This window comes from Vibrio sp. 10N.222.52.B7 (genome assembly GCF_041474275.1).
GTDB lineage: Bacteria > Pseudomonadota > Gammaproteobacteria > Enterobacterales > Vibrionaceae > Vibrio > Vibrio crassostreae_C.
Window position 1 is genome coordinate 1 of the sequence record NZ_JBFRTU010000256.1, and the last position, 506, is coordinate 506.

The 506-nt window shown below is 37.9% G+C and carries 1 pseudogene; it reads left to right on the plus strand.

Annotated elements, in window-relative coordinates:
• Positions 1-294 precede the first annotated feature (294 nt).
• A pseudogene (locus tag AB4512_RS22700) lies at positions 295-506 on the plus strand (cell division protein ZipA); the annotation flags it as partial.

Genomic DNA, 506 nt, shown 5'->3' on the forward strand with positions numbered 1-506 from the left:
AAAGCGATTTTTATTCCGAAAATAAAATAGCCAAAGCCGGAGCGGGGAACAGATTCAATAGTCATATTTAAATTAGGTCACATGTGAATTTGGTTAAATAGCAAACATGTCTAGTGTACTCGACCGAAATTAAGAAAAAAAGCGTGGTGAAAATCACACCATGTAAGGAACTAATTGTATTAAGTTGTTCTAAAACAGTGGCTACTTTTGATAGAGTAGTGAGATTAGCCAAATTAACCCAACTTAGTGACAGCGTGTTTATAGCTAGTTGACTAAGAAAGCTGAGAGCGAAAAATGCAGGAATTGCGATTTGTACTCATTATTGTTGGCGCATTAGCTATCGCCGCATTATTGTTCCATGGTCTATGGACGAGTAAAAAAGAAGGGAAAGCAAAGTTTGGAGATAAGCCGCTCGGTAAGCTTGATAACGACAGCTTAGATGAAGCAGAAACTATTCCAAACCGTTCATTCGCCCCAGAAGATGATTTTGAGATAATCCGAAAAGA